The following is a 25,037-nucleotide window of genomic DNA, read 5'->3' as shown; positions in this document are numbered from 1 at the left end:
GGGTCAGTTGCTTTTTCGCGTCGGTGTGAAGGGCAGCGGGGCGACCGGGATGCCGTCGTCGATCAGGGCCTTGGCCTCGTCGCTGCGCGCTTCGCCCCAGATCGGGCGTTCCGGGGCCTCGCCCAGGTGCATGGCGCGCGCTTCCTTGGCGAAACTGCCGCCGACATAGCTGGCGTTGGCTTCGACATGCGCCCTGAGCTGCGCCAGCGCCTGTTCCGCGACGCTTTGGGGCTGCGACAGGCTGGGCCTGGGGGCCGGTGTTTCGCTGTCGGAATGATTGACGCGCGGCGCCATCAACGCCTTGACCACCTGGGATGATCCGCAGATGGCGCAGGCCACATGGCCCGCGGCCTGCAATTTGTCAAAGGCGCCGGCAGATTGGAACCAGCTGTCGAACTGGTGCCCGTCATCGCATCGAAGACTGTACTGGATCATGTCCGTATCCGATCTGAATACTCTGAAGATAGCCTTAACCGCGCCGGGTTCAAGGTTGCGCAGACGCGGGCAACCGGTCCAGCAGCCGCGCGCACAGCCCGTCAAGGTCGATGTCCTGCGCCAGCGCCGCCTGCGCGGCCTTGCCGGCTCTTTGCTGGTCTTCGGGACTGGTCAGGGCGATCAGCGCATCGGCCAGCGACGCCGCATCATTGATCTGCACGGATGCCTGCGCCTGCGCCAGCCGCTCGAACCCCGCCTTGTGGTTGACCACATCCGGCCCGTGCAGCAGCGCGGCGCCAAAGGCGGCGGGCTCATAAGGAGTATGCCCGCCCCGGTCGCTGAGCGTGCCGGCGACCAGAACGCGCCCCGCCAGCGCATACCACAGTGCCATTTCGCCCATGGTATCGACCAGGTAGACCTGTGCGGTGCCCGGCGCCTGACCCTTGCTGCGCCGCGCGCAGGTCAGTCCGCGTGCGGCGATCAGCGATTCGAGCGCGTCGCCCCGGCGCGGATGGCGCGGGGCCAGGATCAGCCGCAGGTCCGGGGCATGGCGCAGCGCCAGAGCATGGGCGTCCAGCGCGATCTCGTCCTCGCCCGCGTGGGTCGAGGCGGCCAGCCAGGTGCGGGCGCGGGGAAAGGCGGCCAGCAAGGCGGCATCGGGCGTCTGGCCCTGCGGCGCAAGATACAGCGCCTTGAGATCGACAACCGGCCCGCGCGCCTCCTGTGGCAGGCCCAGCTGCGTCAGACGGTCAAGGCTGCCCTGATCCTGGGCAATGGCCAGGGTCACATGCTCCAGCATGGCGCGCGACAGCCCGGGCAGGCGGCCCAGGCCACGGGCGGTGCCCTGGCTCATCCTTGCGCCCAGCAGAATCACCGGACCTGGGCACAGGCGAAAACGATGCGGCCACAGCTCAGATTCGAGCGAGACATGCGCCACCACCTGCCAGTCGCGCAGCACCCGGGCCGTCACCCGCGCCAGGTCCAGCGGGGCAAGCCGGGCGCTGACCCCGGGCAGGGCCCAGTCCGTGACCATCTGCACCGCCGTCGGGGTGTTTGCCGTGATCAGCCATTTCAGATCGGGGCGCGCGGCGACAAGATGGTCGAGCACCGTGCGAACCGAGGCCAGCTCGCCGTTTGATGCGCCATGCAGCCAGACGTGCTGGCCGGGCGCGGGGGCCATGCCATGCCCCAGACGGGCGCGGCGCAACGCCTTGCCGGGCTGGCGCAGAAGCACGGCCAGAGAGAAAAGGCTTAGCAATATCCGGTAGATCAACACTGCCAAGGGCTCCTTGGAGGACTTCACCAGCGGCATAGGCCCTGCGCGGGGGGCTTGGCAAGCCGCCAGGGGGCGCATTGGGCGAGGCATTGATCAGGTTGGGAAGCTGGAATCTTGGGGATCGAATATCACTATAGCGATAATATTACATTAGGATTGGCAATTTATGGGGCCTCGCTTTCACTAAAACAACAATTTTCCGATTTTCAGGCTGGTGCACTGCAGGCGCCGCCCTTTCCTGACCTGCCAAGCATCAGCCCAACTGAGATGACCGGGATCGCCCCGCCAGGTTTGCAAGTGATGTCGCAGGGTTGCAGCGCAAACTTGATGTAACGCTTCAAAAGCGCCGCCGCAGCGTCAAACCGCGCTGTCACCTGAAATTTTCCGGGATTGGGAAATGGTGCTGCTGGAGAGAATTGAACTCTCGACCTCTCCCTTACCAAGGGAGTGCTCTACCTCTGAGCTACAGCAGCGCCGTCCGTCGAAACGTGCCGGGTGATTAGCCGCAAAACTTTTCGGGTGCAAGCGTAAACTGGACCCTTTTTTGCACGTAGGTTACAGAGACCTCATGCAACGCAAAGCAACACCCCCGAAAACGCCCGAAAAGACACGGGACGCGCGCCTGAAAGCGGCGCTGAAGGCGAATCTTGGACGGCGCAAGGCGCAGGCCAAGGCGCGTCAGGGGCAGGATGCGCGCGACACAGAACAAAACAGCGGTAACAAGGACTGACAGGCATGGATTCGATTTTGGTGACGGGTGGTGGCCCGCTGAACGGGGAAATCCCCATCGCGGGCGCAAAGAACGCCTGTCTGACCTTGATGCCGGCGACCCTGCTGTCGGACGAGCCGCTGACGCTGACCAATGCGCCGCGCTTGTCGGACATCAAGACGATGACGGCCCTGCTGCAATCGCTGGGGGCCGAGGTGCAGGGGTTGCAGGGCGGGCAGGTGCTGGCCATGAGCAGCCACGACCTGAACAACCTGCACGCCGATTATGACATCGTGCGCAAGATGCGCGCCTCGATCCTTGTGCTGGGGCCGATGCTGGCGCGGGCGGGGCAGGCGGTTGTATCGCTGCCCGGCGGCTGTGCCATCGGCGCGCGGCCGGTCGACCTGCACCTCAAGGCGTTCGAGGCGATGGGCGCGGATCTGGAGCTGCGCGATGGCTATGTGCATGCCAAGGCCCCGTCTGGCGGGCTCAAGGGCGCGGTCGTGGAATTCCCGTTCGTCTCGGTCGGGGCGACGGAAAACGCGCTGATGGCCGCGACCCTGGCCAAGGGCACCACGGTTCTGAAAAACGCCGCGCGCGAGCCCGAGATCGTCGATCTGGCGCATTGCCTGCAGGCAATGGGCGCGCAGATCGAGGGCGAGGGCACCAGCACCATCACCATTCAGGGCGTCGATCGTCTGGGCGGCGCGACGCACCGCGTGGTGACTGACCGGATCGAACTGGGCACCTATATGCTGGCCCCGGCGATCTGCGGCGGCGAGGTGACCTGCCTTGGCGGCAAGATGAACCTGGTCGAATCCTTCTGCGAACGGCTGGATGCGGCCGGTGTGTCGGTCGAGGAAACCGAAAAGGGGCTGAAAGTGTCGCGCAAGGGCGACCGCGTGCGGGCCGTCGATGTGACGACCGAGCCTTATCCCGGCTTTCCGACCGATCTGCAGGCGCAGATGATGGCGCTGCTGTGCACCGCCGAGGGCACCAGCCAGCTGGAAGAGAAGATTTTCGAGAATCGGTTCATGCATGCGCCGGAACTGATCCGCATGGGGGCCAAGATCGACGTGCATGGCGGTACGGCCAAGGTCACGGGTGTCGATCAGCTCAAGGGCGCGCCGGTCATGGCGACGGACCTGCGGGCCTCGGTTTCGCTGATCCTTGCGGGGCTGGCGGCGCGCGGGGAAACGGTGGTCAGCCGGGTCTATCACCTTGATCGCGGCTATGAGCATGTGGTGCGCAAGCTGTCCGCCGTGGGCGGCAAGATCGAGCGGGTCAAAGTCGAATGAGCGAGGATGCACGATTTGAGGACGGGGGCGAACGCCCCCTGAACCTTGGGGCCTTTGACGCTCAGGATCTGGCCGTGCTGTCGGCGCTGGTGCAGGACGCGGTGTTTCCGGCGACGGAAATCAAGTGGCAACCGGGCCTGCGCCGGTTGGGGCTGTTGCTGAACCGGCTGCGCTGGGAAGACGTCGAGGCGGCGCAAAAGCGCGGCCGCCCGGTTGAACGGGTGCAGTCGCTGTTGGTGATCGACAACGTCCTGGGGGTTGCCAGCCAGGGCATCGCGCGCGGCGACGCGGATGTGGTCCTGTCGGTGCTGTCCGTGACGTTCGAGGTGGGTGAGGCGCCCGGGGGCCACGTGGTTCTGACCCTTGCGGGGGACGGCGCGCTGCGGGCCGAGGTCGAGGCGCTGGAAGTGTCGTTGCGCGATGTGACCCGGCCCTATGTTGCGCCCTCTGGCAAACTGCCGGAGCACGGGGAGTAAAAATCCAGTTCGGGATTTTGGCCCCCGGTTTGGGGGTCAAAGGTCGATTTCGATCACGCCGCCGGGCTGTGCCGCGCGGCTTTGGCACAGGATCACGCGGCTTTGTCTTTGCGCCTTGGACATGACAAAGTCGCGGTGCTCGACCTCGCCCGAGATCAGCCCGCATTGGCAGACGCCGCAAATCCCGTCGCTGCATTTCACATCCACGTGCACGCCCGCGCGGGCAAGGGCGTCTGTCCCGGTTTCTTCTTTTGAAACAGGGATTTCGCGCCCGTCCTTCAGGCGAAGGGTGAACGGATGGTTAACGTATTCCGGCAGCTCTGGCACCGAGAAGAATTCGAAATGCCGGGCCTCGTCGGGGAAACCCGCAGCCTCGGCCGCATCGAGAACCGCGTTCATGTAAACCTCGGGGCCGCAGGTATAGACATGCGCGCCGGGGCGATAGCGCAGGGTTTGCGCCAGATCGCAGCGCGTGCCTTCGTCCGAGATATGCAGGCTCACCTTGTCGGCCCATGGAAAGCTGAACAATTCGTTGAGGAAACCGGCAGAGGCTTTTGATTTCACGGAATAATGCAGGCTGAAGGGCTGCCCGAGTGCGTGCAGGCGATGGGCCATGGCGATCATTGGCGTCACACCGATCCCGCCCGCCATCAGATAGCTGTGCACCGCGTCCTCGACCAAGGGGAAATGGTTGATCGGCTTCGAGATGAAGACCTTGCGCCCCTCGCTGAAAATCCGGTGCAGCAGTTTCGATCCGCCGCGCCCCGCGTCTTCGCGCAGGACGGCGATCTGGTAGGTGGTGCGGTTGGCCGGGTCGCCGGACATGGAATACTGGCGCAGGTACTCCGGGGCCACGACGATGTCGATATGGGCGCCTGCGGTCCATTCCGGCAGCGGGCTGCCGTCAAGGCTGCTGAATTCGTATTTGGTCAGGCCGGGGGCCATGTCCTCGGCCATGGTGATCTGCACCCGCAGGACCGGGCTTTGCTCGGCGGCGTTGTAGCGGTGCAGGACCGAAGCGTCGCCCGCATCGCGGCGGCGCTGGTATTCCTGCGCGGTGACCATGGCCTGATAGGCCTCGATCCCGGCCTCGCGGTCCATGGCAAAGGGATAGGGCCAGGGGTGCGGGGCAAGGGGCGCGGGGTAGACGGCAAGGGTCTGGTCCTCGTATTTGAGGTCCAGGTCCTTTTGCAGGCCGCGTTCGTTCAACGGTTTGTCGGTGGGGCGGTAGGCCCCGTCCGGTTGCAGCTCCAGATCCCACCACCATTTCTTGACCGGGTTCAGGCTGCCCCGGTTGGCGGCATCGTCCAGTTTCGCCAGCAGGGGGGCCGCGCCGGGCATGTTCATGGCGGCCCAGCGAAAGGGCGCCTCGGCGAACAGCCCTTCGAGGTTCCACGGGCAGGTTTTCATGCAGCGCCCGCACATGGCACCGCCGGTCGTGGTGATGCGGTAGGTGGCGCATTTCTGGCTGTCGGATTTCCAGATTTCATAGCCGTTGAACATCAGTTTCGGCCCGGCGGTGATCGCCCCCGAGGGGCATTCGCGGGCGCATTTGTTGCAGCTTTCACAGAATTTCTGCAGGCCAAAGTCGATCGGCCTGTCGTGGGCCAGCGGCATGTCGGTGGTGACAACGCCGGATTTCAGGCGCGGCCCGAGGAAGGGGTTGAGGATCACTTCGCCGATGCGGCTGACTTCGCCAAGGCCGGACAGCAGCAACAGCGGCGGTTGCAGCACCTCGCCGTCCATCACCGAGTGCGCCTTGGCGCTATAGCCTAGGCGGCGGATCTGCGCGGCGATCACCCCGCCCAGCAGGGAAAACCGCAGGTAGGCGCGCATGGATTGCGCGACGCTGATCCAGTCGTCGCCGCTTGCACCCTCCATCGTCTCGAACCCCTGGTCGACGATCATGCTGATGGCGTTGGTGTGGGTCGGGTGGATCGGCTCGCCCGCCGCATCGTGGCTGTACCATGCCCAGTCGGGGCAGCGCGATATCCCCACGGCGTCGATGCCCAGAAAGTAGCTGGCGGCCTTGATCGCCTCGGCATCTGAGTGCGGGTCCGTTGGCCGGGGCTGCGCTGCGGGCGCGCCGTCCTGAAGCAGCACAAAGGCCCCCAGCAGGCGGCGCTGCGCGCCCGAGGGCGCGGCCTTGCGAACGTAATACCCGCCTGTCGCCGCCTGTTGCAGGGGCTTGCCCATGTCGCCGAACTGGGCGCGGGCGAACATGTCGGCGCGTTTGGGCACGCGGGCGACGTTGGGCTCATCTATATAGGTGGTGGGGCTGTCCACGCGTTTCAGGGTTTCGAACGGGTGGGGACTGGCGGCAAAGTCGCGTTTGGCAAAGGGGTCCTGGGTGCGCGCGGATTTGGCCGAGCGGGTGCCAAGCTGCCAGTGCAGGCCGGACAGTTCGCTGGCGGGTTGCTGGTCTTGCGGGGCAAGCGGGGTGTCGGGCGCGATCTCCAGCGTGGTCGATACCGCCGCCAGCCCATAGCGCCGCCCCAGCCAGGGCGCAGAGCCGTCGGGAAAGGCGATCCCCGAGGCGACGGCCAGCCGCGTCAGGTCAAGGTCCGAGGTGGTGCCGGTGTGCGCCTTGGCGTCCCGGCCCAGAAGGCGGATGTAATTGGCGATGACGGTGGCGGTTTCCGAGGCGCGCAGGCAGGCGCGTTCGGCCTGTGCGCCCTTGATCCAGTCAAACCCCGGTTCACCTTCGCGCGGATCGCGCGGGTATTCATAGGCAAAGACCAGCACATGGGTATGGCCGTCGATCGAGGCGGGCGGGGCCTGCATCGATTCCTTGAGGTCGGCCATGATCATGTCGATCCCGGCGGCCAGCGTCTTGGTCTGGCGGGTCTTCAGCGCCTCGGCCAGCGCCGCTATGCCGGGGTTGATCACTGGTGATTGCAGGCGGGCCGGGGCGGGCAGTCGGGCGCAGCCGACCATCGAGGCGTCGGAGAAATAGCCGAAGGCCTTGAGGTGGTTGGCGCGCTCTTGCGGATCATCGGGAATGGCGGATTGCGCCCGGTTCACCAGCCCGTCGCGGATCGCGTCCATCATGGCCTGATGATCGGCCATGGCGTTGACCAGGCTTTCAGGCGCGGCGCGCTGGAAATCCAGCGGTTGCCATGCGGGCAGGGCGGCAAGGTCGGGCATCGGGCCAGGCTGCAACCGCTCCAACGGGTAGGGGCCAAGGTGAACGGGCCGTTTCCGGTCCGAAAAGATACGCAATGCCATGGGGGTCCTCCTGCGCGGCAGACTACCGCGCTGGCGGCGGGGGGCAAGCGGCGTTTGCCCTTGGGGCGGCAAAGGGTTATGGGCAGTCGCGCAAGACAAGGGACCGCCATGACCGACACCCCCCATTTGATTCTGGGCTCTGGCAGCCCCCGCCGCCGCGAGCTGCTGGCGCAGCTGGGGCTGGCGCCGCATGACATCCGCCATCCGGACATCGACGAAGACCCCAAGGCAGGAGAGTTGCCGCGCCCCTATTGCGTGCGGCTGGCGCGCGAAAAGGCGCAGGCGATCCCCGCAACGGCGGATGAAATCGTGCTGTCCGCCGACACCACCGTGGCGCTGGGGCGCCGCATTCTGGGCAAGCCGCGCGATGCGGGCGAGGCGGCGGAATTCCTGACCAAGCTGTCGGGGCGGCGGCACCGGGTGATTACCGCCGTGGCCGTGCGCCGGGGTGACAGGCTGTGGGAACGCGACGTGGTCACGCAGGTCAAGATGAAGAATATCTCGAACGAGGAACTGAACGCCTATCTTGCCAGCGGGGATTGGCAGGGCAAGGCGGGCGGTTATGGTATTCAGGGCATGGCGGGGGCGTTCATCCCGTGGATCAACGGCTCGTTCACCGCTGTTGTGGGCCTGCCGCTGGCCGAAACCGCCAATCTGCTGATCGCCGCGGGCTATCCGGTGTATAAGGAAAAGACATGAAGGGTTTGACTGTAGCGCTGGATCATCTTGGCCCCCGCGAGGCGGCGGCGCTGATCCGCGATGGCAAGCTGGACGATCTGCTGATCGACAGCGATGCACCGCGCCCCGGCACGATCTATCGCGCCATCGCCGAACGCCCGGTCAAGGGGCAGGGCGGGATGTTCCTGCGCACCCCCGATGGCACGGCCTTTCTGCGTCAGGTCAAGGGGCTGAAACCGGGGCAGGCCATGCTGGTGCAGGTCACCAGCTTTGCCGAGGAAGGCAAGGCGATCCCGGTCACCTCCAGCCTGCTGTTCAAGTCGCGCTATGCCATCGTGACCGCCGGCAAGCCGGGCATCAATGTGTCGCGCCAGATCAAGGACGACGATCTGCGCGACGCCGCGCTTGAGGCCGCGCACGAGGCGCTGGCCGATGCGCCGCTGCCCGAAGAGGCGGGGCTGATCCTGCGGTCGTCCTGCGCGGCGGCCGGGCAGGGCGAGATCGCCGAGGACGTGGCCACCATGGCGCGTCTGGCCGCGCATGTGCTGGGCGACGAAGGCTTTGACGCCGAAGTGCTGGTCGAAGGCGACGGCCCGCACGCGCTGGCCTGGCGCGAATGGAGCGAAGAGGCGCAGATCGACGCCGAGGCGGGCAGTTTCGAACGGCAAGGCGTGGACGAGATGATCGACGACTTGCGCCGCCCGCGCGTCGCCCTGCCGGGCGGCTATACGATGATCATCGAGCCGACCAGCGCGCTGGTGGCGGTCGATGTGAACACCGGCGGCGATACTTCGCCTGCCGCGGGGCTCAAGGCCAATCTGGCGGCGATGCGCGATCTGCCGCGCCAGTTGCGCCTGCGCGGGCTTGGCGGCCAGATCATCGTCGATCCGGCGCCATGCCCCAAGAAGGACCGCAAACAGCTGGAGGGGATGCTGCGCGCCGGGCTGAAACGCGAGGCGACCGAGTCGGTTCTGGCTGGTTGGACCACGCTGGGCCTGATGGAAATTCAGCGCAAACGTGACCGCCAGCCGCTGAAGGAGCTGCTGAAATGAGCTGTCCGATCTGCTCAAAGGACACCGATCCGAAATACCGCCCCTTTTGTTCGAAACGCTGCGCCGATGTGGATCTGGCGAAATGGCTGGGGGGCACCTATGCGATCCCCTCGAACGACCCCGAGGATATGGAAAAGGCCGCCGAAGAGACCCTTCGCGCATTGGACGATCAACAACGAAAGCCGCACTGATGTTTTCTGACGACCTGTTGGCGCAGATCCGCGCCCGTTTTGCCCATGTCGAAACCTGCCCGTTCACCGGGCCGCGCATCTTTTTCGAGAACGCGGGCGGGGCTTTGACGTTGAATTCGGTGGTGGACACCACGACACGCTTTGCCGGTATTCCTGACAACCAGGGGCGCGACAACCCGGCCTCGCAGGCGCTGGTCAAGGTGATCAACCAGGCGCGCGAGGATGTGAAGGTTTTGTTCAACGCGCCCGGCGGCGCGGTGCTGTGGGGCGAAAGCGGCACGGAACTGCTGTTCCGGCTGGTGCAGGATGCCTGCCTTGGCGCTGAAAAGGGCGGGGTTGTGGTCAGCTCGACGGTCGAGCATCCGGCCTCGCGCAGTGCCTGCGCGCGCTGGGCGGCGATGACGAAACGCCCGCATGTTCTGGTGCCGCATGATGACGAGGCCGGGACAGTAAGCCCGCAGGCCTATGCCGAGGTGGTCACGCCTGACACGCGGGTGGCGACGATCCTGCACACCTCGCCTGTCACCGGCATGGGCAATGACGTGGCGGGAATCGCGCGGGCGATCCGCGCGGTGTCGCCCGACTGTTACATCATCGTCGACGGCATCCAGCACGCCTGCCACGGGCGCATTGATCTGAGCGACGCGGTGATCGACGGCTATGTCGTCTCGCCCTACAAGGTGTTTTCGCGCCATGGCTATGGTGTGGCCTGGGCCTCGGACCGGTTGACCATGCTGGCGCATGACGCGCTGGTCGGCGGGCCGGACGGCAATTGGGAACTTGGCACGCGCGACACCGGGGCCTATGCCACCATGTCCGACGTGGTGGGCTATTTCGACTGGCTGGGCGCGCAGGTGTCGGACGCCACCGACCGCCGCGCACGGATCGAGGCGGCAGGCGCGGCGATCCATGCTCACGAGGCGGCCCTGACCAAGGCCATGCTGACCGGGATCGGCAACCTGACCGGGCTGGCGGAACTGCCGGGGGTTCGCATCGTCGCCGGGGCGGACAATTCGGCGCGCGAAGGGCTGGTCAGTTTCTGGATCGACGGGCGCCCGTCGGGCGAGGTGGTCGCGGCGCTGAACGCGGCGGGCATCCGCACGCATATGCGCAAGGCCGATCACTATTCGGGCAATATCCTTGCTCCGCTTGGGCAGCCCGATTGCATCCGCGTGTCGCTGGCGCATTACAACTCGCTGGACGAGGTGCGCGCGTTTCTGGCGGCGGCCAAGGAGATCGCGGCGCAGGCGGGGTAGGCCCTGTCTGGCATCGGCGCGCGGGGCCTCTGGACAGTGCCCGCGCGCCGTGGCTTCATGCCCGAATGAGCGACACCCCAATGCAAACCCCTGATTTCCCCCGCATCGACCCTGTCGGGCTGGACGGGCTTTTGGTGCGTTTTGGCGAGGTTCTGGACGAGCCTGCCAATCGCGCGGCACTGGCCTTCAAGGCGGCGCTGGAGGGGGACAGCCCCGAAGGGGTCGAGGAATGCGCGACCTCGCTGGTGTCGTGTTTCTTGCGGTTCGATCCGCTGGCCGTCGCGCCCGAGGCCCTGTCGCAGCGGCTGAGCGCGCTGCTGGCAACGCGCGACTGGTATCAGGCCGCCCTGCCCGAGGGGCGTAGGTTTCTATCGATTCCAACGGTTTACGGCACCGATCTGGCGCCGCAACTGGACGAGGCCGCGCAGCTGGCCGGGATGAGCGTCGAAGCCGCGATTGCGTCTATGTCCCAAGCGCGAGTCAGGGTCACGGCCATTGGCTTTGCCCCCGGCCAGCCTTATCTGGGCACCTTGCCCGAGGCCTGGAACATCCCGCGCCAGACGGCCCTGACGCCGCAGGTGCCGGTTGGGGCGCTGGTGGTGGCGATCCGGCAACTGGTGCTGTTTTCGGTCACCACGCCGACCGGCTGGCGGCATGTGGGGCAGACCGCCGTACGCCTGTTCCAGCCAGACAGCGACACGCCCTTTTTGTTGCGCCCCGGGGACGAGGTGCAGTTTCCCGCCGTCTCGCGCGAGGTGTTCGAGACGCTGCGCGGCGACCCCATGGGCGGGCTGACGCAAAGGCCGCTGCCATGACCCGCGCCGTGATCGTGCAGCAGATCGGGCCGGGGGTGACGGTGCAGGACATGGGCCGCCCCGGATACCTGTCGCAGGGGCTGTCGCGGGGCGGGGCGGCGGACCGGCTGGCGCTAGCCGAAGGCGCGGCGCTGCTGCGCCAACCCATTGGCGCGGCTTTGGAAATGGCCGGAATGGGCGGGCGGTTCACGGTGACGGCCCCGACCCGGATCGCCCTGACCGGTGCCCCGATGAAGGCAACGCTGGACGGTGCGCCGCTGGCCTGGCAGGCCTCGCACCTGGTCCCGCCCGGCGCGGTGCTGGAGATTGGCGGAGCCAAGGCCGGGGTCTATGGCTATCTGAGTTTCGGTGGCGGGCTGGTCCTTCCGCATATCCTGGGCGCGCAAAGCGCCCATCTGGCGGCGGGGCTGGGCGCGCCGGTGACGGTGGGCCAAAGCCTGCCGCTGGGGGACGAGACCGGTGACGCGACCGGCCTGATCCTGACCCCCGAGCCGCGCTGGAGCGGCGGCGAGTTGCGCATCCTGCCCAGCCTGCAAACCGGGCTATACCCTGTCGAGGACCGGGACCGCTTTGCCGCGACGCGGTTCACCCGCGATGCGCGCGGCAACCGGATGGGTGTGCGCCTGGCGCCCGAGGGCGAAGGCTTTGGCCTGCAGGCGGGGCAGACCATACTGTCCGAGGTGATCACCCCCGGCGATATCCAGATCCCCGGCGATGGCGCGCCCTATGTGCTGTTGTCGGAATGTCAGACCACGGGGGGCTATCCGCGCATCGGCACGGTCATTCCCGCCGATCTGCCGCGCATCGCGCAGGCGCCCGCCGGGTCGGACATCCACTTCCGCTTTGTCACCCGCGACGAGGCGCTGACCGCGCAGGCGGCTTTTGTCAAGCATCTCAAGGCCTTGCCGGGGTTGGCGGCACCGATGTACCGCGACCCGGCGCAGATCGCGGACCTGTTGTCCTATACCCTGATCAGCGGGGCCATCACCGGAAAGGAAGAGCCATGAGCACGGTCACATCCGTCGATCTGAACGCCGATATGGGCGAAAGCTTTGGCCCTTGGGTCATGGGGCAGGACGCGGCGCTGCTGGAGGTGGTGAGTTCGGCCAATATCGCCTGCGGCTTTCACGCGGGCGATCCGGACGTGATGGCGCAGACCATGGCCACCGCCCATGCGCGCGGCGTCGGGATCGGGGCGCATCCGGGCTTTGCCGATCTGCAGGGGTTCGGGCGGCGCAGGATGCATCTGCCCGAGGCGTCCTTGCGCAACATGGTGCAATACCAGCTGGGGGCTGCGCTGGCCATGGCGCGGGCGCAGGGCGCACAGGTGCGGCACCTGAAACTGCACGGCGCGCTGGCCAATATGGCGGCCGAAGATGAGGGCATGGCGCGCGCCTGTTACGGCGCCGCATTGGAAATCGCGCCCGAGATCATCGTCATGGTTCTGGCCGCCACCGCGCAGCAGCGCGCGGTCGAAGGGTTGGATTGCCTATGGGCCGGAGAGATATTTGCCGACCGGGCCTATAACGCCGATGCGACGCTGGTTGATCGCAGCCTGCCCGGTGCGGTGATCCATGATGCGGGCTATGCCGCTGAAAGGATTGTGAAAATGGTGCAGGCCGGGGCGATCCTGCCGGAATCCGGCGCGCCGATCCCGGCGGCGGTCGACACCATCTGCCTGCACGGCGACGGGGCCACGGCCCTGCAGATCGCAAGGGCCGTGCGCGGCGGGCTGGAGACGGCAGGCATCGCGGTGCGCGCCTTTGAAGGGCGGCGCGGGGCGCTGGCCTAGGGGGCGCAGCCGCCAAGGCGCGCCGCGATGTCCTGCAACAGCGCCGGGTAAAGCCCGGAGCCCAACGGCAAGGTCGATCCCATCGGGTCCAGTTCGACCATCGGCAGATCGGGCGCGACGGCCTGAACCAGTTTCAGGTTGGCACCCGGTTCGGTCAGGATGCAGGCGGGCCGTTGTTCGGCAAGGTGATCGCGCAGGGCATCCAGCTGGGCCGGACCGGCGGCGGCGGCCTCGCTGTCGGAAATCGCGCCGATGACGGTCAGGCCAAAGGCCTGTTCGTAGTACTGAAAGGCATCGTGAAACACGGCGAAGCGGGCGTTTTCAAGGGCGCGCAGGCTTTGCCGGGCCTCGGCCTCGGCCGCGTCGACGCGGGCCTGGGCGGCTGCGGCGTTTTGCTGGTAGGTCAGGGCATTGTCCGGGTCCTGCGACGCCAACGCCTGGGAAATCGTGGTCAGCCAAAGCCGGGCATTGACCGGCGTCAGCCAAAGGTGCGGGTCGGTGCCGCCGTGCGCGTGGTCATGGCCTTCGTGGGGGTCCGCCTCGGCATGGTCTTCGTGTTCTTCGTGTTTTTCATGGTCATCGTGCGCTTCGTGGTCATCGTGATCCGCGTGGTCGTCATGCCCGTCGGCCTGTTCGGACTGACCGATCTCGTCCAGGTCGCGATAGGGCAGGGTCAGCGTTCCCGGGGCCTCGGCCAGCACCAGTTGCGCGGCCTGTGGGGCCAGGTTGGCCATGCTTTCGCCAAGCGCGGGCGTCAGCGCCGGGCCGATCCAGACCATCAGCTCCGCCTCGGCCAGCGCGCGCGCCTGGCTGGGTTTGAGCGCGAAATGATGCGCCGATGTGCCGGGCGGCAGCAACAGCTCTGGCGCGCCGACACCCTCCATCACCATGGAAACAAGGCTGTGCACGGGCGCGATGTCGGTGACGACGCGGGGCACCTCGGCGTGGGCGGGCAGGGCGAAGAACAGGCAGGCAGCGGCAAGGCGAAGGGTCATGGAGGGCACCGGTGTGTTACAGAGAGGTGTGTTATGATATAACGTTGCGCCCGGCTTTTAGCGCGTTATGATGTAACAGTTCAAGACCCCCCAGAAGGCAAAGGAATCCGTGATGGAGGCAAAAGGCTTTGTTCGGCACGACCACGACAGCTGCATCGCCGCAAGCCTGCAGGCGGTCGAGGCGGATTGCGCGGCGCGCGGGCTGCAACTGACCCCGGTGCGGCGCAAGGCGCTTGAGGTGCTATTGGCGCAGCACCGCGCCCTTGGGGCCTATGACGTGCTGGAACACCTGCGCGATGCGGGCCTTGGATCGCAGCCGCCGGTGGCCTACCGGGCGCTGGAATTCCTGGTCAGCCATGGCTTTGCGCATCGGATCGAACAGTTGAACGCCTTTATCGCCTGTGCCCATCCCGGCCAGCGTCATGCCCCCAGCTTCCTGATTTGCCGGGTCTGCTCGGCCGTCGCCGAAGCGCCGGGCCGGGCGGTGTCGGAGGCGCTGCGCGAGGCGGCGGCGCAGGTTGGCTTTGTCACCGAACGCATGGTCATCGAGGCCGAGGGCCTGTGCCCGCGCTGCGCGGGCAAGGCGCAATGACCGCCCTGATCGAAACCCGCGACCTGACCCTGCACATGGGCGGGCAAGAGGTGCTGCGGGACGTGAATTTCGCCCTGAACCCGCGCGAGATCGTGACGGTCGTCGGGCCGAACGGGTCGGGCAAATCGACCTTTCTGCGCAGCCTGATCGGCGCGGTGCGCCCGCATTCGGGCAAGGTGACGCGCAAGCCTGGGCTGCGTCTGGGCTATGTGCCGCAAAAGCTGGCGCTGGACCCCAGCCTGCCGATGACGGTGGCGCGATTCCTCAGCCTGCCGGACCGCATCCCGGCGCATATGTGCGCCGCCGCCCTGGCCGAAGCCGGGGCCGAAGGCTATGCGGATCGCCAGATTGCCGATCTGTCGGGCGGGCAGTTGCAGCGGGTGCTGCTGGCGCGGGCGCTGTTGAACCTGCCCGAGGTGCTGCTGCTGGACGAGCCGACGCAGGGGCTGGATCAGCCGGGGCAGGCGGCGTTCTATCGCCAGATCGAAGAGGTCCGCGACCGGCTGGGCTGTGCCGTGCTGCTGGTCAGCCACGAATTGCACGTGGTGATGAGCGCAAGCGACAGGGTGATCTGCCTGAATGGTCATGTCTGCTGCGAAGGCCACCCCGAGGTGGTCGCGCAGGCCGAAGAATACCGGGCGCTGTTCGGCACGGGCACGGGGGGCGCGCTGGCGCTGTACCGGCACGAACACACCCACAGCCACGATCACGATCACGCGCACGAGGGCTGCGATCATGCTTGACGATTTCCTGGTGCGCGCGGTTCTGGGCGCGGTGGGTGTGGGGCTGGCGGCGGCGCCCCTGGGCAGTTTCGTGGTCTGGCGGCGGATGGCCTATTTCGGCGATGCCACGGCCCATGCTGGCATTCTGGGCGTCGCGCTTGCGCTGGCCTTTTCGGTGCCGGTCATGGCCGGAACGCTGGTGGTGGCGCTGGCCATGGCGCTGATGGTCGCCCGGCTGACCGGGCGCGGCTATGGCAGCGACATGCTGCTGGGGGTTGCCTCGCATGCGGCGCTGGCCTTTGGGCTGGTGGCGGCCAGCCTTGTGGCGGGCGCGCGACTGGACCTGAGCGCCTTTTTGTTCGGCGACATCCTGAGCATCGGCAAAAGCGACCTGGCGGTGATCTGGGGCGGCGGGGCGTTGGTCTGGGCCTTGCTGGCCTGGCGCTGGCAGAGGCTGTTGACCGCCACCGTGTCACCGGACCTGGCCTGGGCGTCGGGGATCGACCCCGAGCGTGAACAGCGCATCCTGATCCTGGCGCTGGCCGTGGTGGTGGCGGTGGCGATCAAGGTCGTCGGCGCGCTGCTGATCGGCGCGCTGCTGATCATTCCGGCGGCCGCCGCCCGCGCGCTGGCCCGAACCCCGGAACAGATGGCGCTGGGCGCCGGCGCGGTCGGCGTTGCCGCGGCGCTTGGCGGGTTGTGGGGGGCCTGGGAATTCGACACCCCCGCCGGCCCCAGCATCGTCTGCGCCGCGGCCGGGATCTTTGCGCTCAGCCTGCTGGCGCGGCGGCCCCGCTAGCGCGCCCTCAGGTGCGGGCCTTTTCAAAGGCCTCCCAGGCGGCGGCAAAGCTGTCAAAGTCAAAGCCGGGCTTGCGCGCAGCGGACAGGACGATGTCCTCGGTGCGGCGCATGGTGTTGATGGCCGCCTGAAGGTTGTCGACATACTCGGCCGGGATGACCAGCGCGCCGTGGCGGTCGGCATGGACCAGATCACCGTCGCGGATGGTCAGCCCGAAGACCGTGACATCGCTGGCGACCTCGGTGACGTGGACAAAGCCGTGGCTGGGGCCGATCGACCCGGCGATGACGGGAAAGCCATCGGGCAGATCGCCAAGATCGCGCATCACGCCATTGGTCAGCGCGCCCGACAGGCCAAAGCCCTTGTGAACGGTGGTGTTGATTTCCCCCCAATAGGCGCCGATGGCCTTGTCGCCGTCGATATCCTCGACCACGGCGATGGCGGGGCGGGGGCCGCTGGCCATGTGGCGGTAATAGTCCATGCGGCGGGCGCGGATCACCTCGGGGGCTTCGCTGGGCGGGACGATGGCGGAAATCCGGGCAGTGCGCGCATAGCCGACGATGGCGCCTTCGTCCGGGGCGCTGCAAAGCACGGTGCCGCGGGTAAAGCGGTCAAAGCCGCGCTTGCCCTCGATCACCTCGATGGCGTTGCAGACGGTGGGGGTATCGACGCTGCGCAACAGGGTCAGCAGGGCGTCATTCATGGTCGGTCTCCTTGAGCCAGGCGCGCAGCGCGGCGGTTGTTTGTGCGGGTTGTTCCAGCGTCGGCAGGTGGCCCGCGCCATCGATCACCGTCAGGGTGGATTGCGGCATCAGCGCGTGCATCAGGGCATGCCGCGCGACCGGGCAGAGCGCATCCTCGCGCCCGCAGAGCACCAGCGCGGGGCCGGTGAAGGCGCGCAGGGTGGCGGTCTGGTCGGGGCGGTCGCGCAGGGCGATGGACTGGTTCTCGAACACCTTGGGCCCCAGGCAAACAGCCATATCCATGCACAGATCCAGGATCGCCTGACGGTTGGGACCCTGGGCGAGGTAGTTGGGCTTCATCTCGTCGCGCATCACCTCGGCAAGCTTGCCGGCGCGCACCTTTTCGATCTGCGGGCCGCGCCGGGCCTTGATCTCATCACGCTCGGCCAGCGGGTTGGTGTCCAGCAGGGCAAGGCCCGCAACCCGCCCAGGTGCCTGGCGCAGCATCTCCATCGCCACGATGCCGCCCATCGACAGCCCCGCCAGCGCGAACCGTTCCGGCGCAAATGCCAGAAGATGTTCGGCCATGGCCTGAACCGAGGTCTCATCAAAGCCAAAGCTGTACACCGTGCCGGGCAAGGCGGCGACCTGCGGCCCGAAAAGCCGCGCGTCGCACATCATGCCGGGCAGATAGATCAGCGGTGTCACGCCAGTTTCGCCCCCGTCGCCAGCGCGCCCAGCTTGGCATAGGCGATTTCGGGATCGACCGCGCCAAAGCCTGCAAAGGTGCCAAAGCCGCAATCGCTGCCCGCGATCACCCGGTCACTGCCGACGATGTCGACAAAGCGGGCGATGCGCTGGGCCACCAGATCAGGGTGTTCGACAAAGTTGGTGGTGGTGTCGACGACGCCGGGCACCAGCACCTTGTGATCGGGGATGTCGGATTTGCGGTCGCGGAACACGGTCCATTCATGGCCATGGCGCGGGTTCGAGGTTTCGAACAGGACATAGCGCGCCTTGGCGGACATCAGCGTGTCGAACATCTTGGCCATCGGGATGTCGCAGACATGCGGGCCCTCGTAGTTGCCCCAGCAGATGTGGATGCGCACCTTGTCTTCGGGAATGTCGCGCAGGGCGTGGTTCAGGGCCTCGACATGGGCGCCGGCGACCTTGACGAATTCGGCGTCGGACAGGTCGTTGAACAGCATGTGCCGCGACAGCGCCAGATCGGGGCAGTCCAGTTGCAGATCCAGCCCCGAGGCGACGATGGTTTCGTATTCCTGCTTCATCGCGTCGGCCAGCGCCGCCAGGTAGGCATCGCGCGTCTTGTAGAAATCATTCTGCAGGAACAACGAGATGACCCCGGGCGATGCGGCGTTCATGAAGCCGCGCGCGACCCCGTGTTCGGCCATGGCGGCGCGCAGGTTGTCGATGTCTTTCTGCAGCTCACCCTGGCCCTTGGAGCGCACTTCGCCGACGCACATGGGGCGGGCGTATTGCGGGGTGCCGCCTTCGTCGGCCAGCCGTTTGAGGAAGGTCGGAAAGCGTTGCAGATCGGCGGGCGCATTGCGCGGGCTGTCGCCGTCAAAGCCGGTGTAGCGGTCCTTGACGTAGGTGGCATAGCTGATCTTGGAGGTTTCGCCATCGCTGACGATGTCGATGCCGGCGTCCTTCTGGCGGCGCACGGTTTCGCTGACCGCATCGGTCATGCAGGCGTCAAAGGCCTGCGCGTCATAGGGCGTGCCGCGTTCGCGGGCAAAGATGAAATCGACCACAGCCTGCGTGCGCGGCAGCGATCCGACATGGGTTGTCTTTACGGTCATGGTTCGGTCTCCCGTCCCGGTCTTGCGCCGGGACCTCTGCGAATGAGGCCCCGGCACGGGGCCGGGGCGCGGGGTGTCAGCCTTTCCAGGTCAGTCCGGCGGGGTCACCGGTGGCGACCACGTGATACAGCGCCGCCTCGCCGGTCATCGAGGGCACGGCGCTGTGGGCCAGGTTTTCCGGAACGCTCATGGTGTCACCGGGGGCCAGCACCGCCGCGCCGCCATCCCAGGTGACGCGCCAGTGCCCCTTGACCGGCATCAGCACCGAGGGAACGGTGTGGCTGTGCCGGCTGTCGCTGGCCGAGGCGCGGGTGATGAAATCGACCTCAAAGCCCGGTTTGTCGCGCAGCAGCCCGGTTTCGCCGATGACCTTGCAGGGCTTGCGGTCGGCCAGTGCGACCATGTCCCAGTAGCGGGCCACGTGGTTCGGCAGCACCTGCGCCGTGGTCGGTTCGGGGCGCTTGGCCAGTTCTTCGGCGCTCATCAGCGGCATCGGCTTGACGCCTTCGGGCAGGCGCTGCTGTTTCTTGCTGTCGTACAGCTTGCCGTCCTCGCCCAGCACCAGGCCGTGGTCGGCGGCATCTTCGATCACCTGTGGCGCCCACATGACGCCGCCGCCGGCGTCATCGCCGCCCAGGATCGCCATGATCATCCCGTAATCGGTGCCGATGTTTTCAAAGCCGCGAAAGATGCCGGTGGGGATGTTGAAGATGTCGCCCTGTTCCAGCACCACTTCGCCCGCATTCCCCCAGCGCCCCCAGAAAAAGCGCCAGCGCCCGGACAGGACGAAAAACGCCTCGGCGGTGCGGTGGTCGTGCAGCGAGTTGCGGCATTTCGGCGGTTGCCCCGCCGCCCCGATGTTGAAGCCATGCGGGATCGAGATGTGCACGTGCTGGTCTGGGCTTTCCGACACGCCGCCGCCGATGATGGTAAAGTTTTCCTTCTGGTCGCTGCCCGGCGTGTGGGCGTCGATGAAGGCGGTCTTGCAAGGCTGCAAATCGCCGTACCGGACGATGCGGCTTTCCATTTCCTGGGGGGTCATAGCGTACCTGTGTGCAAAAGGATCTGTTTCCAGATCGTGGTTTCGTCAAAAAGCGTCCATTCGCGGCGCAGGCGGGTGGGGGCGGCGCCAAGGCTTCCGAATTCGGCATGGGTGATGCCCATGACGTGCACCTGCGCGCCGGTGGGCGGGCCAAAGGCGCCCCAGCCGTCGTGTTTGCCGGTCAGGCTCCAGCGCAGGGCGGCGCGCGGCGGCATGGCGGGATCGTCGCGGCCGATCTGGTGGTGGATTTCAAAGCGGGCCGAGGGGAAGGCCGCGCGCAGCCCCATCCAGAGCCGGTCGGCGGGCGCCCAGCCATGGGCGGTGACATGGCCGGGATATTCCAGCTGCGCCGCGCGGTCATAGCTTTGCGGTATGGCGGCCATATCGGCCCCCATGATCCGGGTCAGGATATCGGCCAGCTCGGCGCCCCAGGGGTTGTCATTGCCGCGGCCCTTGTAGGGACCCTCGGGATCGTTGCCCGGGGCGCAGGGTTTGACGCAGGCCTCGGGGCCGCCTTCGCGGGCGATCAGATCGCGGGCATAGGCATCGGGCAGCCAGCCCATCTGCCGCACGATGGCGCCCTGATCGCGGATCAGCCATTCGTCGTCGATCTGGTTGTTCCTGGCGTGGCAGTCGGCGAGAATGCGGTATTGCAGGCGTTTGCCGGTCGCCTTGCCATAGACCCCGTCGCCGGCATGGGTCGCGGTCGAGATGATCCGGTGCGAGGACAGCATGCCGTCTTCGGGCGTGCCCGACCAGATCACGTCTTCGCCCAGCAGCTCTCGGTCGGGGAATTCGGCCAGGGTGGCCATGGTCGCTGCAATCACCCCCTGGTTGCCGATCACCACCGACGCGGGCGAGCGCACGACGATATCGGGCGCGTAATAGCGGTGCAGCGTGGCGATGCCGCGGTCTTCCCAGATCTCTTTGGTTATGCCGATGATATAGTCGGGAAAATCGGCGAATTTGGCGTCAAAGCCTTTCATCAGGTCCATCCTTCGGGAATGCGGGCCGAGCCGCGCAAGATCAGCTCTCCCTCGATTTCGATACGGGCGGGGCGGGATTCCCCGGTTTCGATCTGGTCCAGCAGGATCGACACCGTGGCATCGACCATGCGGTTGACCGGCTGGCGCAGGGTCGTCAGGTCGTAGGCGCCCCAGCAGGCCATGGGCACATCGTCATAGCCCACGACCGAGATGTCCTGCCCGGGCTCCAGCCGCATGGCGCGCAGGGTGTCGATCACCGCAAAGGCCATGTGGTCGTTGCCGACAAAGATCGCGTCGGGCCGGGCGCTGCCGCTGCACAGCAGGCGGGTGGATTGCGCGGCGACCTTGCGGTTGTACATGCCATCCACCAGGGCAAAGGGGCGCTGGCCGGCCTCGTCCATGGCGGACAGGAACCCCGCCTGCCGGTCGCGCCCGGTCGAGCTGCCTTGCCAGCCGGCGACATGGGCGATGCGCCGATGACCGCCCGCCAGAAGGAACTGCGCGACCCGCCGCCCCCCCGCATGATTGGCCGAGGTCACATTGGACAGCCCCGGGCCATCCTGGCCGCGGTTGAACAGCACCACCGGGATACCGGCCTGCCGCGCCCTGCGGGCCAGGTCCGAGCTCATCGAGACCGAGGCGGCGATGATCCCGTCGACCTGGTAATCCATCAGGTCCTGCATCACGCCGTCGATGCCATCGGTCGAATTGGGCGCGGTAAAGATCAGGATGTGATAGCCGCGCGCCTGCAGTGCGTTCGACAGCAGTTCCAGCGCGACGGGATAGAACTGGTTTTCCAGGTAGGCCACCACCAGCCCGATGATCCGGCTTTTGCCCGACACCATGGCCCGGGCCAGGACATTGGGCCGATAGCCCAGCTTGTCCGCCGCCTCGCGCACCTTCTGCACGGTCTTCTTCGAGGCCGAGGCCCCGGGGGTGAACACCCGGCTGACCGCCGATTGCGATACCCCCGCAAGGCGGGCCACTTCGGCTGATGTGACCTTGACCTGTGCCATCAGTCCGCCGTCCAGCCTCCGTCGACCATTAGCGCCGTGCCGGTCACCAGATCCGAGGCCGGCGAGGCCAGGTAAAGCGCCGCGCCCATGATGTCGGTCACCTGGCCGGCGCGGCCCAGCTTGATCTTTTCCTCGATCCAGGCGCGTTTGGCCGGATCGTCAAAGGTGGCCTGGGTCAGGTCGGTCAGGATGAAGGTCGGGCAGATGGTGTTGACGCGGATCTTCCGCGGGCCCCATTCCAGCGCCATCGCCTTGGTCATGCCTTCGATCGCGTGCTTTGAGGCGCAATAGACCGCGCGATCGGGCCCGCCCACGTGCCCCATCTGCGACGAGATGTTGATCAGGCTGCCGGTTTTGCCGGCCTGCAGCAGACCGGCGGCGACGGCGCGGGTCAGGAAATAGGCGGCGCGCAGGTTGATGTTCATCACCGCGTCGAAATCGTCGGGCACAGTGTCGATGGCCGGGGCATGGCGCGCCAGTCCGGCCGCGTTCAGCAGGATGTCAAAGGGACCATGGGCGGCAACGGCGGCCTGGGTTGCGGCAATGTCGGTGATGTCCAGCGGCAGCGCATGGGCGGTCCAGCCGCGCGCGGCCATCTGCGCTGTGATCTCCTGCAGCCGGTCGGCGCGGCGGGCGATCAGGGTCACGTCGGCCCCGGCCTCGGCCAGCGCGGTGGCGCAGCCAAGGCCGATCCCGGAGGAGGCGCCCGCGATCACGGCGCGCTGGCCATCCAGTCGGAAGGAAGGGGTTTGGGGCAAGGTCATTCGGCGTCTCCTGCGGAAAAGGGAACATGGCCCGGCACGCGGGCCTTGTTGAACTCTCGCATCCGGGCCAGCACATCAACGCCAAGTTGTTGATAAAGGTCCAGCAGATCGACCAGAACCCAGTTTTCCCGGATTTTCCCGGCCTCGATGCGCCAGAAATCCAGGCTGCGCAGGGTGATCTGCTGGCCGGTGGGCGGCAGGCCCAGCCAGCCGCCGCCGCTGAGCGTCTGGCGCATGTTCGGCCAGCCGGTCACGGCGGCATAGGCGTTGTCGCCAAAGAAGTGAAAGCGCAGGCCCTCGGGGTGCTGGCCACGGTCCGGCATGGCCGACAGAAAGGGGATCTGGTGCCAGTTGCGAAAGCCCGCGATGCCGCGCGCGGTGCCGATCCCGGCCGGGCCGTACCAGGTCATCGTGTCATGCCAGAACCGGGGCAGTTCCATCACCTCGGGGCCGCCCTGTGCGGGGTGGCGGATCATGTGGTCAAGCATGTCGATGACCAGCTGGCAGCTTTGCGCGCTGAGCTGCGGGTCGCGCGGCGCGCGGTGCAGCCCATCGCCCGAGGCCGGGCCAGGCACGCAGAGCTCGCGCCCCAGGGCGGGGGCCATGGGCCAGGCCCCGGCCTGCATCATCAGTTCGGGCAGGTCCCAGATCGCCTGCATCTCGACGATCTTGCCGTCTTGAAAGCGGTAGAATTCGTGAAAGCGCATATGCGCCAGGTGCCCGGTGGGCGGAATGTCCAGGAAGGGCGCGACAAAGGTGCCGACGTAGTGCCCGGCGCAGCCGACCCAGTGCTGGCCTTCGGCATCGCTGCCTTCGATCACGATCCAGTCGCGGCGCTCGGCGTCGGGCAGGGCGGTGCGCAGCGGGGTCAGGGCGCGCGTCAGCAGCGCCTCGGGGCCGGTCAGATCGCCGATGGGGTGGCACAGGTGCAGCGCGGCGTCCGGCGCCATGACGCCGTGCAGCGCAGCCGCCAGCGCGGGCGTGTCCCAGTCATATTGGGCGGCCCGCAACAGCCCGAGCGCCGCCTTGTTGTGCGCGCCGGTGTCGGTCATTCGGCGGCCTTGCCGTAGGGGACGTTCTTGCCGCCAAAGCGGCGCACGCGGATGTTGCATTGCTCGGCATGGCCGACAAAACCTTCGAGCATGCACAGGCGCGATCCGTATTCCCCGACCCTGGCGGCGGCCTCGTCGGTGGTGATCCTTTGATAGCTGTGGGTTTTCAGGAACTTGCCCACCCAGAGCCCGCCGGTATAGCGGCCCGCCTTGCGGGTCGGCAGGGTGTGGTTGGTGCCGATGACCTTGTCGCCGTTGGCGACATTGGTGCGCGGCCCAAGGAACAGCGCGCCATAGCTGTGCATGTTTTCCAGATACCAGTCGTCGCGGTCGGTCATCACCTGCACGTGTTCATAGGCCATGTCATTGGCCACCTGCAGCATTTCGTCGTGACTGTCGCACAGCACCACGTCGCCATAGTCGCGCCAGGACACGCTGGCGGTTTCCGCCGTGGGCAGGATCGTCAGCAGGCGGTCGATCTCGGCCAGGGTTGCCTCGGCCAGCTTGCGGCTGGTGGTGATCAGGCAGGCGGGCGAGTTGTAGCCGTGTTCGGCCTGGCCCAGAAGGTCGGTGGCGCAAAGCTCGGCGTCGACCGTGTCATCGGCGATCACCATGGTTTCGGTGGGGCCTGCAAACAGATCAATCCCGACGCGGCCATAAAGCTGTCGCTTGGCCTCGGCGACAAAGGCATTGCCGGGGCCGACCAGCATGTGGACCGGGTCCAGGGTCTGGGTGCCGATGGCCATGGCGCCCACGGCCTGGATGCCGCCAAGGCACAGGATTTCATGTGCGCCGCCCAGATGCATGGCGGCGACGATGGCCGGGTGCGGCGCGCCGTTGACCGGCGGCGCACTGGCGACAATGCGTGGCACCCCGGCGACGGCGGCAGTCAGCACCGACATATGGGCGCTGGCGACCATCGGGAATTTGCCGCCCGGAACATAACAGCCGACCGACTGCACCGGGATATTGCGGTGGCCCAGGATCACGCCGGGCAGGGTTTCCACTTCGATATCGGTCATCGAGGCGCGCTGGGCCTGGGCAAAGTTGCGGATCTGGTCCTGGGCAAAGCGGATATCCTGCATGTCGCGGGCGCTGACCTTTTGCATCGCCGCCTCGATTTCCGACGCGGTCAGGCGAAAGGCCTGCGGCGTGTAGCCGTCGAATTTTTCGGACAGATCGCGCAACGCCGCGTCGCCGCGCGCCTCGATATCGGCCAGCGTGGTTTCCACCACGGCGCGGACCTTGGCATCATCCTCGGCGCGTTCGGTTTCGGGTTTGCCCTGTTTGAGGTGCTGGATCGCCATTCTCGTCTCTCCCGCCCCGGGGGTGACCCGGGGCCTCTGCCGTTGAGGTC

27 protein-coding genes and 1 tRNA gene are annotated in these 25,037 nt (G+C 66.9%); 14 read left to right on the top strand and 14 right to left on the bottom strand.

The window, feature by feature from the left end:
• Window positions 1-3: 3 nt before the first annotated feature.
• Both QF118_RS16325 and QF118_RS16320 read right to left on the bottom strand, forming a co-directional pair.
• The gene (locus QF118_RS16325; protein ID WP_282300105.1) at window positions 4-435 is read right to left on the bottom strand and encodes a DUF1178 family protein; all 432 of its coding nucleotides are present in this window, start codon (window positions 433-435) and stop codon (window positions 4-6) included.
• 49 nt (window positions 436-484) lie between these two features.
• On the bottom strand, window positions 485-1,738 hold the full coding sequence (locus QF118_RS16320) for a 3-deoxy-D-manno-octulosonic acid transferase (RefSeq protein ID WP_282300104.1): 1,254 nt from the start codon (window positions 1,736-1,738) through the stop codon (window positions 485-487).
• Window positions 1,739-1,825: 87 nt separating this feature from the next.
• Here QF118_RS16320 and QF118_RS16315 point away from each other — a divergent pair, with 87 nt between their 5' ends.
• Complete coding sequence (locus QF118_RS16315; protein ID WP_282300103.1) at window positions 1,826-2,044, top strand: hypothetical protein; 219 nt, start codon at window positions 1,826-1,828, stop codon at window positions 2,042-2,044.
• Window positions 2,045-2,109: 65 nt separating this feature from the next.
• On the opposite strand, the gene QF118_RS16310 is transcribed toward QF118_RS16315, so the two are convergent.
• Window positions 2,110-2,184 (bottom strand) — tRNA-Thr (locus tag QF118_RS16310).
• A 95-nt stretch (window positions 2,185-2,279) separates the two neighbouring features.
• On the opposite strand from QF118_RS16310, the gene QF118_RS16305 reads away from it, so the two are divergent.
• Genes QF118_RS16305 through QF118_RS16295 form a run of 3 tightly spaced genes read left to right on the top strand, consistent with a single transcriptional unit; the run spans window position 2,280 to window position 4,194 of the window.
• Complete coding sequence (locus QF118_RS16305; protein WP_282300102.1) at window positions 2,280-2,441, top strand: hypothetical protein; 162 nt, start codon at window positions 2,280-2,282, stop codon at window positions 2,439-2,441.
• Window positions 2,442-2,446: 5 nt separating this feature from the next.
• On the top strand, window positions 2,447-3,718 hold the full coding sequence (murA, locus tag QF118_RS16300; protein ID WP_282300101.1) for a UDP-N-acetylglucosamine 1-carboxyvinyltransferase: 1,272 nt from the start codon (window positions 2,447-2,449) through the stop codon (window positions 3,716-3,718).
• A complete protein-coding gene (locus QF118_RS16295; protein WP_282300100.1) occupies window positions 3,715-4,194 on the top strand; it encodes a DUF2948 family protein in 480 nt (159 codons plus the stop codon). Before murA ends, QF118_RS16295 begins: the two co-directional genes overlap by 4 nt.
• Window positions 4,195-4,230: 36 nt before the next feature.
• On the opposite strand, the gene QF118_RS16290 is transcribed toward QF118_RS16295, so the two are convergent.
• Window positions 4,231-7,422, bottom strand: a complete 3,192-nt coding sequence (locus tag QF118_RS16290) for a 2Fe-2S iron-sulfur cluster-binding protein (protein ID WP_282300099.1) — start codon at window positions 7,420-7,422, stop codon at window positions 4,231-4,233.
• Window positions 7,423-7,530: 108 nt separating this feature from the next.
• Between QF118_RS16290 and QF118_RS16285 the strand changes: the two genes are divergently transcribed.
• The 7 genes from QF118_RS16285 to QF118_RS16255 all read left to right on the top strand — a co-directional run bounded on the left by QF118_RS16285 (window position 7,531) and on the right by QF118_RS16255 (window position 13,206).
• Window positions 7,531-8,121 carry a Maf family protein gene (locus tag QF118_RS16285; RefSeq protein WP_282300098.1) on the top strand — a complete coding sequence of 197 codons (591 nt, stop codon included), beginning with the start codon at window positions 7,531-7,533 and terminating at the stop codon, window positions 8,119-8,121.
• Window positions 8,118-9,152 carry a ribonuclease E/G gene (locus QF118_RS16280; protein WP_282300097.1) on the top strand — a complete coding sequence of 345 codons (1,035 nt, stop codon included), beginning with the start codon at window positions 8,118-8,120 and terminating at the stop codon, window positions 9,150-9,152. Before QF118_RS16285 ends, QF118_RS16280 begins: the two co-directional genes overlap by 4 nt.
• Complete coding sequence (locus QF118_RS16275) at window positions 9,149-9,343, top strand: DNA gyrase inhibitor YacG (protein ID WP_282300096.1); 195 nt, start codon at window positions 9,149-9,151, stop codon at window positions 9,341-9,343. Before QF118_RS16280 ends, QF118_RS16275 begins: the two co-directional genes overlap by 4 nt.
• Entirely contained in the window at window positions 9,343-10,599 is a 1,257-nt protein-coding gene (locus tag QF118_RS16270; protein WP_282300095.1) for an aminotransferase class V-fold PLP-dependent enzyme, read from the top strand. Before QF118_RS16275 ends, QF118_RS16270 begins: the two co-directional genes overlap by 1 nt.
• A gap of 65 nt (window positions 10,600-10,664) precedes the next feature.
• On the top strand, window positions 10,665-11,414 hold the full coding sequence (locus QF118_RS16265; RefSeq protein WP_282300094.1) for a 5-oxoprolinase subunit B family protein: 750 nt from the start codon (window positions 10,665-10,667) through the stop codon (window positions 11,412-11,414).
• A complete protein-coding gene (locus QF118_RS16260) occupies window positions 11,411-12,421 on the top strand; it encodes a 5-oxoprolinase subunit C family protein (protein ID WP_282300093.1) in 1,011 nt (336 codons plus the stop codon). Before QF118_RS16265 ends, QF118_RS16260 begins: the two co-directional genes overlap by 4 nt.
• On the top strand, window positions 12,418-13,206 hold the full coding sequence (locus QF118_RS16255; protein WP_282300092.1) for a LamB/YcsF family protein: 789 nt from the start codon (window positions 12,418-12,420) through the stop codon (window positions 13,204-13,206). The genes QF118_RS16260 and QF118_RS16255 overlap by 4 nt, the downstream gene beginning before the upstream one ends.
• Here QF118_RS16255 and QF118_RS16250 read toward each other — a convergent pair.
• On the bottom strand, window positions 13,203-14,201 hold the full coding sequence (locus tag QF118_RS16250; protein ID WP_282300091.1) for a zinc ABC transporter substrate-binding protein: 999 nt from the start codon (window positions 14,199-14,201) through the stop codon (window positions 13,203-13,205). The two genes, QF118_RS16255 and QF118_RS16250, sit on opposite strands and share 4 nt — an antisense overlap.
• 112 nt (window positions 14,202-14,313) lie before the next feature.
• On the opposite strand from QF118_RS16250, the gene QF118_RS16245 reads away from it, so the two are divergent.
• From QF118_RS16245 to QF118_RS16235, 3 genes are read left to right on the top strand one after another with little or no spacing between them, the layout of a single operon-like run.
• Window positions 14,314-14,793, top strand: coding sequence for a helix-turn-helix domain-containing protein (locus tag QF118_RS16245; RefSeq protein ID WP_282300090.1), 480 nt, complete (start codon window positions 14,314-14,316; stop codon window positions 14,791-14,793).
• Window positions 14,790-15,536, top strand: a complete 747-nt coding sequence (locus tag QF118_RS16240; RefSeq protein ID WP_282300089.1) for an ATP-binding cassette domain-containing protein — start codon at window positions 14,790-14,792, stop codon at window positions 15,534-15,536. The genes QF118_RS16245 and QF118_RS16240 overlap by 4 nt, the downstream gene beginning before the upstream one ends.
• Window positions 15,529-16,314, top strand: coding sequence for a metal ABC transporter permease (locus QF118_RS16235; RefSeq protein WP_282300088.1), 786 nt, complete (start codon window positions 15,529-15,531; stop codon window positions 16,312-16,314). Before QF118_RS16240 ends, QF118_RS16235 begins: the two co-directional genes overlap by 8 nt.
• Window positions 16,315-16,321: 7 nt before the next feature.
• On the opposite strand, the gene QF118_RS16230 is transcribed toward QF118_RS16235, so the two are convergent.
• From QF118_RS16230 to hisD, 9 genes are all read right to left on the bottom strand, one after another.
• Window positions 16,322-17,017 carry an RraA family protein gene (locus QF118_RS16230; protein ID WP_282300087.1) on the bottom strand — a complete coding sequence of 232 codons (696 nt, stop codon included), beginning with the start codon at window positions 17,015-17,017 and terminating at the stop codon, window positions 16,322-16,324.
• Window positions 17,010-17,705: an alpha/beta fold hydrolase gene (locus QF118_RS16225; RefSeq protein WP_282300086.1), complete on the bottom strand. Its 696-nt coding sequence runs from the start codon at window positions 17,703-17,705 to the stop codon at window positions 17,010-17,012. The genes QF118_RS16230 and QF118_RS16225 overlap by 8 nt, the downstream gene beginning before the upstream one ends.
• The gene (locus QF118_RS16220; protein WP_282300085.1) at window positions 17,702-18,820 is read right to left on the bottom strand and encodes a cobalamin-independent methionine synthase II family protein; all 1,119 of its coding nucleotides are present in this window, start codon (window positions 18,818-18,820) and stop codon (window positions 17,702-17,704) included. The genes QF118_RS16225 and QF118_RS16220 overlap by 4 nt, the downstream gene beginning before the upstream one ends.
• A 76-nt stretch (window positions 18,821-18,896) precedes the next feature.
• On the bottom strand, window positions 18,897-19,862 hold the full coding sequence (locus QF118_RS16215; protein ID WP_282300084.1) for a cupin domain-containing protein: 966 nt from the start codon (window positions 19,860-19,862) through the stop codon (window positions 18,897-18,899).
• Window positions 19,859-20,848 carry a nuclear transport factor 2 family protein gene (locus tag QF118_RS16210; protein ID WP_282302502.1) on the bottom strand — a complete coding sequence of 330 codons (990 nt, stop codon included), beginning with the start codon at window positions 20,846-20,848 and terminating at the stop codon, window positions 19,859-19,861. The genes QF118_RS16215 and QF118_RS16210 overlap by 4 nt, the downstream gene beginning before the upstream one ends.
• The gene (locus tag QF118_RS16205) at window positions 20,848-21,864 is read right to left on the bottom strand and encodes a LacI family DNA-binding transcriptional regulator (RefSeq protein WP_282300083.1); all 1,017 of its coding nucleotides are present in this window, start codon (window positions 21,862-21,864) and stop codon (window positions 20,848-20,850) included. The genes QF118_RS16210 and QF118_RS16205 overlap by 1 nt, the downstream gene beginning before the upstream one ends.
• Complete coding sequence (locus QF118_RS16200) at window positions 21,864-22,628, bottom strand: SDR family NAD(P)-dependent oxidoreductase (RefSeq protein WP_282300082.1); 765 nt, start codon at window positions 22,626-22,628, stop codon at window positions 21,864-21,866. Before QF118_RS16200 ends, QF118_RS16205 begins: the two co-directional genes overlap by 1 nt.
• Window positions 22,625-23,680 carry an ester cyclase gene (locus QF118_RS16195; protein ID WP_282300081.1) on the bottom strand — a complete coding sequence of 352 codons (1,056 nt, stop codon included), beginning with the start codon at window positions 23,678-23,680 and terminating at the stop codon, window positions 22,625-22,627. Before QF118_RS16195 ends, QF118_RS16200 begins: the two co-directional genes overlap by 4 nt.
• On the bottom strand, window positions 23,677-24,987 hold the full coding sequence (gene hisD / locus QF118_RS16190) for a histidinol dehydrogenase (protein ID WP_282300080.1): 1,311 nt from the start codon (window positions 24,985-24,987) through the stop codon (window positions 23,677-23,679). Before hisD ends, QF118_RS16195 begins: the two co-directional genes overlap by 4 nt.
• Window positions 24,988-25,037 lie beyond the last annotated feature (50 nt).

Origin of the sequence: Tropicibacter oceani, from assembly GCF_029958925.1 — a bacterium.
GTDB lineage: Bacteria > Pseudomonadota > Alphaproteobacteria > Rhodobacterales > Rhodobacteraceae > Pacificoceanicola > Pacificoceanicola oceani.
Note: the sequence above shows the minus strand (reverse complement) of the source record. Positions and strands in the feature narration are given on the sequence as shown.

Bases quoted from the DNA above. Each gene is read 5' to 3' on its own strand.
- hisD (WP_282300080.1), bottom strand. From the start codon at position 24,987: ATGGCGATCCAGCACCTCAAACAGGGCAAACCCGAAACCGAACGCGCC.
- QF118_RS16290 (WP_282300099.1), bottom strand. From the start codon at position 7,422: ATGGCATTGCGTATCTTTTCGGACCGGAAACGGCCCGTTCACCTTGGC.
- QF118_RS16240 (WP_282300089.1), top strand. From the start codon at position 14,790: ATGACCGCCCTGATCGAAACCCGCGACCTGACCCTGCACATGGGCGGG.
- QF118_RS16325 (WP_282300105.1), bottom strand. From the start codon at position 435: ATGATCCAGTACAGTCTTCGATGCGATGACGGGCACCAGTTCGACAGC.
- murA (WP_282300101.1), top strand. From the start codon at position 2,447: ATGGATTCGATTTTGGTGACGGGTGGTGGCCCGCTGAACGGGGAAATC.
- QF118_RS16305 (WP_282300102.1), top strand. From the start codon at position 2,280: ATGCAACGCAAAGCAACACCCCCGAAAACGCCCGAAAAGACACGGGAC.
- QF118_RS16280 (WP_282300097.1), top strand. From the start codon at position 8,118: ATGAAGGGTTTGACTGTAGCGCTGGATCATCTTGGCCCCCGCGAGGCG.
- QF118_RS16245 (WP_282300090.1), top strand. From the start codon at position 14,314: ATGGAGGCAAAAGGCTTTGTTCGGCACGACCACGACAGCTGCATCGCC.
- QF118_RS16195 (WP_282300081.1), bottom strand. From the start codon at position 23,680: ATGACCGACACCGGCGCGCACAACAAGGCGGCGCTCGGGCTGTTGCGG.
- QF118_RS16215 (WP_282300084.1), bottom strand. From the start codon at position 19,862: ATGACCCCCCAGGAAATGGAAAGCCGCATCGTCCGGTACGGCGATTTG.
- QF118_RS16270 (WP_282300095.1), top strand. From the start codon at position 9,343: ATGTTTTCTGACGACCTGTTGGCGCAGATCCGCGCCCGTTTTGCCCAT.
- QF118_RS16265 (WP_282300094.1), top strand. From the start codon at position 10,665: ATGAGCGACACCCCAATGCAAACCCCTGATTTCCCCCGCATCGACCCT.
- QF118_RS16250 (WP_282300091.1), bottom strand. From the start codon at position 14,201: ATGACCCTTCGCCTTGCCGCTGCCTGCCTGTTCTTCGCCCTGCCCGCC.
- QF118_RS16200 (WP_282300082.1), bottom strand. From the start codon at position 22,628: ATGACCTTGCCCCAAACCCCTTCCTTCCGACTGGATGGCCAGCGCGCC.
- QF118_RS16205 (WP_282300083.1), bottom strand. From the start codon at position 21,864: ATGGCACAGGTCAAGGTCACATCAGCCGAAGTGGCCCGCCTTGCGGGG.
- QF118_RS16235 (WP_282300088.1), top strand. From the start codon at position 15,529: ATGCTTGACGATTTCCTGGTGCGCGCGGTTCTGGGCGCGGTGGGTGTG.
- QF118_RS16255 (WP_282300092.1), top strand. From the start codon at position 12,418: ATGAGCACGGTCACATCCGTCGATCTGAACGCCGATATGGGCGAAAGC.
- QF118_RS16210 (WP_282302502.1), bottom strand. From the start codon at position 20,848: ATGAAAGGCTTTGACGCCAAATTCGCCGATTTTCCCGACTATATCATC.
- QF118_RS16260 (WP_282300093.1), top strand. From the start codon at position 11,411: ATGACCCGCGCCGTGATCGTGCAGCAGATCGGGCCGGGGGTGACGGTG.
- QF118_RS16285 (WP_282300098.1), top strand. From the start codon at position 7,531: ATGACCGACACCCCCCATTTGATTCTGGGCTCTGGCAGCCCCCGCCGC.
- QF118_RS16230 (WP_282300087.1), bottom strand. From the start codon at position 17,017: ATGAATGACGCCCTGCTGACCCTGTTGCGCAGCGTCGATACCCCCACC.
- QF118_RS16275 (WP_282300096.1), top strand. From the start codon at position 9,149: ATGAGCTGTCCGATCTGCTCAAAGGACACCGATCCGAAATACCGCCCC.
- QF118_RS16220 (WP_282300085.1), bottom strand. From the start codon at position 18,820: ATGACCGTAAAGACAACCCATGTCGGATCGCTGCCGCGCACGCAGGCT.
- QF118_RS16295 (WP_282300100.1), top strand. From the start codon at position 3,715: ATGAGCGAGGATGCACGATTTGAGGACGGGGGCGAACGCCCCCTGAAC.